This window comes from Spirillospora sp. NPDC029432, from assembly GCF_040703975.1.
Classification (GTDB): Bacteria; Actinomycetota; Actinomycetes; order Streptosporangiales; family Streptosporangiaceae; genus Spirillospora.
Genome location: NZ_JBEZWH010000074.1, coordinates 1 through 6,272, shown reverse-complemented (window position 1 = coordinate 6,272; position 6,272 = coordinate 1). Strand labels below are relative to the sequence as shown.

The following is a 6,272-nucleotide window of genomic DNA, read 5'->3' as shown; positions in this document are numbered from 1 at the left end:
CGGCGGGGCCGGCCGGCCGGGCTCAGCCCGGCCGGTAGCGGATGGCGCCGGTCGCCAGCAGCCCGCTCTCCGCCGCCGAGCGCAGCCGCAGATCGGCGGTCGCCGCGTTCCCTGCGATCGCGATCGACCCCGCGAAGAGCACCAGGTACCCCAGCCGGGACGCCGCGGGCGCCCAACCCGGCGGAACGGTCAGCCGGTCCACCCGGCAGAACGGCCGGGACGGCTCGTCGCGCGGGCTCCGCACGGTGAACGTGCCGCACCGGTCGAGCGCCGCCCGCCAGCCCGGCACCAGCGGGACCAGCAGATCCTCCGCGTCGGTGACCAGGCCCAGCCCGGTCTGCAGGCAGGCCGCCACCAGCGCGTTCACCGGCTCGCCGCCCGCGCGCACGTCCGGTGCCGGCGTGTGCGCCCCGTCGTCCAGGAACACCAGCGGCACGTCGGCGCCCGGCGCGGGCATCAGGGTGAGGAGCACGTCGAGGTCGAAGCTGACGGTGGTCCGGTGTCCGGACCCGCCGTGCCGTGCCGCGCGCTCGTCCATCGCCATCCCTGTTGGATGCCAAGGTGGGGATTCGACGGTAACTCCGCAGGTCAACGAGGTGAAGTGACTCGGCGCTTACAGTTGTTTCCGACCTGAGTCCGGGGTCGGGAGTGGCTAAATCACGCGTCGTGAACCGTCCGGTACGCGCCGCGTCCCGGGGTAGACCTGGGGTGTGAGAGTGGTGGCGATCTCCGACACGCACGCGCCCCGGCGCTGGAAGTCCTGCCCGCCCGCGGTCGCGGCGCACCTGGACGGAGCGGACCTCATCCTGCACGCGGGCGACGTGTGCACCGCCGGCGTGCTCGCCGAACTGGCGGAGTACGCCCCGGTCCGCGCCGTTCTCGGCAACAACGACGGGCCAGACGTCGCGGAGTGGGGCGCCCCGGAGACCCTCGAACTCGACCTGGACGGGCTCCCCGCCGCGATGATCCACGACAGCGGCCAGGCGAAGGGCCGGCTCGCCCGGATGCGCCGCCGCTTCCCGGCGGCCGCCCTCGTCGTCTTCGGGCACTCCCACATCCCGCTCGACGAGTCCGACGAGGCGCTCGGCCTGCGGATCTTCAACCCGGGCTCGCCCACCGACCGGCGCCGGCAGCCGCACGGGACGATCGGGCTCCTCGACATCCGGGACGGGCGTCTGGTAAACGCCGAGATCGTGTCCGTCACCTGAGCCCGGCCGGGCCGGGTGGACCCGAGCCGAGGAGCCCCCCATGACCGAACGCGTCACCGTGCGGATCGACGGCGACGGCGTCGCCGACGTCCGGCTCAACCGCCCCGACAAGCTGAACGCCCTCGACCTGGCCACGTTCGAGGCGCTGGCCGAGTCCGGCGACCGGCTCGCCGCCGACCCCGCGGTACGCGCCGTCGTCCTGTCCGGCGAGGGCCGCTCGTTCTGCGCCGGGCTCGACTTCGCCAACTTCGCCGCCATGGCCGGGGAGCGCGGCGCCGGCGCCGGCGCCGGGCCGTCCGACCGGGTCAGGAACCTGACCGCCGACATCATGGCCCGCGAGCCCGGCCGCATCACCAACCTCGGGCAGCAGGCCGTGCACGTCTGGCGCGAGCTGCCGCAGCCGGTGATCGCCGCGGTCGCCGGGCACGCCCTGGGCGGAGGCCTCCAGATCGCGCTGGGCGCCGACATCAGGATCGTCGCCCCCGACGCCAAGCTCTCGGTACTGGAGATCCGCTGGGGCCTGGTGCCCGACATGACCGGCACCGCCGCGCTCGTCCGCCTGGTCGGGGACGACGTCGCCAAGGAGCTCACGTTCACCGGCCGGACGGTCGGCGGCGAGGAGGCCGTCCGGCTCGGCCTGGCGACCCGTACCGCCGAGGACCCCAGGGAGGCCGCCATGGCGCTCGCACGGGACATCGCCGGCCGCAGCCCGGACGCGATCCGCGCCGCCAAGCGCCTCCTCAACCGGGCCACCGACGGTCACGACCAGGCCGGACAGCTCCTGGAGGAGTCGCGCGCCCTGGGCGGACTCCGGGGCACGCCCAACCAGGCCGAGGCCGTACGCTCCTACTTCGAGAAGCGGCCGCCGGTCTTCGCCGACCCGCAGTCCTAGCGACGGCGCGGGCTCCGGCCACCGGATCGGGCCGCTCGCACGGCAGGCTCCCGCCCCGCGCACGCGGGGCGCCATTGCGGAAGGCACGACACAGGCATGGCCGACGACAGTCCACGCAAGCACCCCGTCGACACGCATCCCGTCGACGAGGTGCTCCCCGTCCCCCGGCTGGCCCTGTACGGCTTCCAGCACGTCCTGGCGTTCTACGCGGGCGCGGTCGTCATCCCGATCCTGCTGGCCGGGGCGCTCGGGCTGTCCGACCAGCAGCTGATCTACCTGATCAACGCCGACCTGTTCACCTGCGGCATCGCCACCATCATCCAGTCCCTCGGATTCTGGAAGGTCGGCGTCCGGCTGCCGATCGTGCAGGGCGTCACGTTCACCGCGGTCGCGCCGATGATCGCGATCGGCCAGGGCGCGGAGAGCGGCACCGCCGCGCTGCTGGCCATCTACGGCGCCACGATGACGGCCGGGCTGCTGATCCTCCTGCTGGCGCCGTTCCTCGGCAAGGTCCTGTGGCTGTTCCCGCCGGTCGTCACCGGCACCGTCCTGACGATCATGGGCCTGGTGCTGCTTCCGAACGCCATCACCGACGCCGCGGGCGGCGCCGGCGCCAAGGACTTCGGCAGCTGGAAGCACCTCGGGTACGCGGGTGGAACGCTCCTGTTCATCCTCGTCCTGTACCGGCTGCGCCGCCCGTTCATCAGCAGCATCGCCGTGCTCCTCGGCCTGGTCGGCGGCACGCTCGTCTCGTTCGCGCTCGGCGACACCGACTTCGGCCAGGTCGGCGAGTCCGCCTGGCTCGGGGTCACCACCCCGTTCCACTTCGGGACGCCGACGTTCCACATCGGCCCGATCCTGGCGATGATGCTGGTGATGATGGTCACCGTCGTCGAGACCGTGGGCGACTCCAAGGCCACCGGCGAGATCGTCGGCAAGGAGGTCACCGACGACGACATCACCCGCGCGCTGCGCGCCGACGGCGTGTCCACGTTCCTCGGCGGCACGCTCAACGCGTTCCCGTACACCTGCTTCGCGCAGAACGTCGGGCTCGTCCGCCTCACCGGCGTGCGCAGCCGCTACGTGGTCGTCGCGGCCGGCGTGATCATGATGATCCTCGGCCTGTTCCCCAAGGCCGCCGCCTACGTCGCCGCCATCCCGCCGGACGTCCTCGGCGGCGCCGCGATCGCCATGTTCGGAACGGTCGCGGTCGTCGGAATCCAGACCCTCGCCCAGGCCGACCTGCGGCAGGAGCGCAACTCGCTGATCGTCGCCATCAGCATCGGCATGGCGCTGCTGCCCACCACGCTCCCGGACTTCGGCGAGAGCATGCCCCGCGACGTCGCCGCCGTCCTCGACAGCGGCATCACGCTGGGCAGCCTCACGGCGATCATCCTCAACCTGGTCTTCAACGTCTTCACCCGCACGCCCCCGCCCGGACCCGAGGAGATCCCGGCGACCGAGCCGTCCACCGCCGCCTGACTCAGGCCGCGAGGAACGCCCCGAACGGCAGGTTGCGCACCACCCAGAAGACCACCACCCCGGCGAACAGCGCCCAGATCAGCCGGGGATCGCCCGCCCTCGTCCGTACCGGACGGCCGCGCGCCCGCGCGGCCGTCCACCGTGCCCAGAAGAACGCCAGCAGCGGCAGCATCGCCACCACCAGGACGTTCAGCGCGAGCGCCGTACCGACCCGCCCGTGGGCGAGGGCGTGCAGCGTCCGCAGCGCTCCGCACCCCGGGCACTGGTGCCCGGTGAGCGCCAGGAACGGGCAGGACGGGTACGTGCCCTCCGCGTTGGGGTCGACGACGGCGACGAACGCGACCACGGCGGCGGCCAGGGCCAGCACGCCGCCGGGCGCCGCGAGCCTGCGCATCAATAGGTGGAGGTCTCCGAGGCCGCGACCAGCATGATGATCCCGTAGACGATGCCGAACAGCACCCCCGCGACGGCCGAGACGATCGCCCACGTCTTGGCGTTCTTGGAGGCGTTCTGGGCGCCCTGGTAGTCGCCCTGCTGCCACTTGGAGTTGACCTGCGCCGCGAAGACGATGGACACGATGCCGGCGGGCAGGCAGCAGAAGATGGTCGTCAGGATGGCCCAGACCAGGTTGTTGGGCGGGGGCGGCGAGGACTGCGGGTAGCCGCCCGCGCCGGGCGGCGTGTAGTAGCTCACAGGTCAACCTCCGAAGCATGCGAATCGGCCGGTGCTCGAACGATCTCTCATGCGGGGCGTTTGTGGAATCCCTGGATAACGGCCATTTCAGGCAACCACCGAGCGGTGCCGTCCGGCCGCCCGTCTGCGGCTCCTCGTGTGGTCGGGGACGGCCGGGTGACCAGAACGTTCCCGCAGGTCCACCGGGACAACCGTGAAACCCGGTGAATACGCGACAAATCAGTCACCTGCCCCGGGCACCGAGCGCATCCCGCCCGGCACCGCGCCCCTCTCCCCGCCGCACCGAATCCCCCTCGACCAGCGAACCCCGCCAGCCGCCTCGACCTACCCCGGCAGCGCATCAACCACCACCTGCGCGAGCTGGAGCGCCTAGGCCGACTCGAAACTGATGGACGAGCGTCGCATTCGCACGATCGCCGGGACCGCCACTCCAGCTCCCACCTGTAAGCCGCCGCCTCCCACCTGGCCGCCGACGCGGCGGCCCTGCGCGAGCGCGCCGCGGCCGCCGACTGGCCGCTCGCCACGTTCACCCTCGAACTCGACACCGACCCCGCCTCCCCGGACGCGATGGTCGAGTTCCTGAATGAGTTGGCGACGGCGACGCGGACGATCGCCGCCCGCCACAACCTGCCAGACTCCCGAAGGCGCGGCCCCGCATCGTGGCCAGCGCACCCGAAACGTGGAGCCATCCCCGCGGCACCGGCACCGGCACGAGATCGACCCCCCGGCGAGGCGCTCTCCGGCCGGATCGTCCTGACTTGACTGGCCAAGGACCTTCTCGCCACGGTGGACGAACTCGACGAGGGCTGCTGTTTGTCACCCTCGAACCGGGCACCCTCCATTGCAGCCTCGCCGCCTTCGGCCCACGCGCGGCCGCCTGGATGACCTGGAAGAACACTGGCGCCAACGAACGATCGACGCACGCTAGGAGCGGAGCCATGACACGACCCGGCAGCCTCGTCGGACTCGACCTCACGGTCCCCAACGCACCCGAGGTCCGTGACTTCTACGCCGCCGTGATCGGCTGGGGCGTCCAAGGCCTGCGGACCGGCGAGAACTACGACGACGCCGACGACTACTTCATGACCGGCCACGACGGCGCCCCTGTCGCCGGCGTCTGCCAGAAGGCGGGGGAGAACGCCGACCTACCGCCCCGGTGGATGCCGTACATCTCAGTGGACGACCTCGGCGCGGCCGTCGAGAAGGCCCGCGAGCTGGGCGGCGACGTCATCGCGGGCCCCAAGGGCGAGGGCCCCGGGGCGTACTGCGTCATCCAGGACCCGGCAGGCGCCACCCTGGCCCTGATGCAGGACCCCGAGGGCCCTGATGCAGGACCCCGAGCCCTGAGCCGCGCGCCGATTTGACGTACCCGCCAGGACCGCATAAGTTCACTCCTCGTCCCTTGAGGAACGTGACGCCATCGTGCATGGCGGCCGGATCAGGGGGTATCCCACTCAGTTCAGGCCGGTACGGCTCCGCCGTGCCCGCATGAGTGTGGGCATCGGAAAAGGCGCCGTTTTGACAAACGAGCCGAATCTGATGAAATAGAGACATCGCCCGGAAGGAACCGCGCAAGCGGAACCAGAACGGCAATCGGAAAAGCCCGAAATTGACAGACCGGGCGGATCTGATAAAGTAAGAAAAGTCGCCCCGGGGCGGGAAACGCGAAAGCGGATCCGGTACGGTGAGTGTCCGTTTCTTGAGAACTCAACAGCGTGTTAAAAGCCAGTGCCTTTATCGGTCCGGTTCATTGGTGACCGGACCACCCCGTGGCCACTGATTGTTCGGTGGCCGGGGATTTCTTTGAGGCAAATACACGACCCCTGTTGGGGGTTGTGGTTTTGCTGGGATTTTCTTCGAGGTTTGGCCGGTTCGCGGGTTCGCCCCTGCGGGCTGGTCGCATGGACCTTAATGGAGAGTTTGATCCTGGCTCAGGACGAACGCTGGCGGCGTGCTTAACACATGCAAGTCGAGCGGAAAGGCCCCTTCGGGGGTAC

At 70.9% G+C, this 6,272-nt stretch carries 7 protein-coding genes and 1 rRNA gene; 5 read left to right on the top strand and 3 right to left on the bottom strand.

Annotated elements, in window-relative coordinates:
* Positions 1–22 precede the first annotated feature (22 nt).
* A complete protein-coding gene (locus AB0881_RS35415) occupies positions 23–538 on the bottom strand; it encodes a hypothetical protein (RefSeq protein ID WP_366624251.1) in 516 nt (171 codons plus the stop codon).
* A gap of 181 nt (positions 539–719) precedes the next feature.
* Here AB0881_RS35415 and AB0881_RS35410 point away from each other — a divergent pair, with 181 nt between their 5' ends.
* The 3 genes from AB0881_RS35410 (at position 720) to AB0881_RS35400 (ending at position 3,582) form a co-directional block, all read left to right on the top strand.
* The gene (locus tag AB0881_RS35410; RefSeq protein ID WP_366624249.1) at positions 720–1,208 is read left to right on the top strand and encodes a metallophosphoesterase family protein; all 489 of its coding nucleotides are present in this window, start codon (positions 720–722) and stop codon (positions 1,206–1,208) included.
* A gap of 40 nt (positions 1,209–1,248) precedes the next feature.
* Positions 1,249–2,100, top strand: a complete 852-nt coding sequence (locus AB0881_RS35405; protein WP_366624247.1) for a crotonase/enoyl-CoA hydratase family protein — start codon at positions 1,249–1,251, stop codon at positions 2,098–2,100.
* A 96-nt stretch (positions 2,101–2,196) separates the two neighbouring features.
* Entirely contained in the window at positions 2,197–3,582 is a 1,386-nt protein-coding gene (locus AB0881_RS35400; RefSeq protein ID WP_366624245.1) for a nucleobase:cation symporter-2 family protein, read from the top strand.
* Position 3,583: 1 nt separating this feature from the next.
* Here AB0881_RS35400 and AB0881_RS35395 read toward each other — a convergent pair whose 3' ends face one another.
* Together AB0881_RS35395 and AB0881_RS35390 are read right to left on the bottom strand one after the other, a co-directional pair.
* Positions 3,584–3,976 carry a DUF2752 domain-containing protein gene (locus AB0881_RS35395; RefSeq protein WP_366624243.1) on the bottom strand — a complete coding sequence of 131 codons (393 nt, stop codon included), beginning with the start codon at positions 3,974–3,976 and terminating at the stop codon, positions 3,584–3,586.
* On the bottom strand, positions 3,976–4,275 hold the full coding sequence (locus tag AB0881_RS35390) for a CD225/dispanin family protein (protein WP_366624241.1): 300 nt from the start codon (positions 4,273–4,275) through the stop codon (positions 3,976–3,978). Before AB0881_RS35390 ends, AB0881_RS35395 begins: the two co-directional genes overlap by 1 nt.
* Before the next feature lie 938 nt (positions 4,276–5,213).
* On the opposite strand from AB0881_RS35390, the gene AB0881_RS35385 reads away from it, so the two are divergent.
* Positions 5,214–5,639 carry a VOC family protein gene (locus AB0881_RS35385; protein WP_366624239.1) on the top strand — a complete coding sequence of 142 codons (426 nt, stop codon included), beginning with the start codon at positions 5,214–5,216 and terminating at the stop codon, positions 5,637–5,639.
* A 544-nt stretch (positions 5,640–6,183) separates the two neighbouring features.
* Positions 6,184–6,272: ribosomal RNA gene (locus AB0881_RS35380) — 16S ribosomal RNA — on the top strand; the annotation flags it as partial.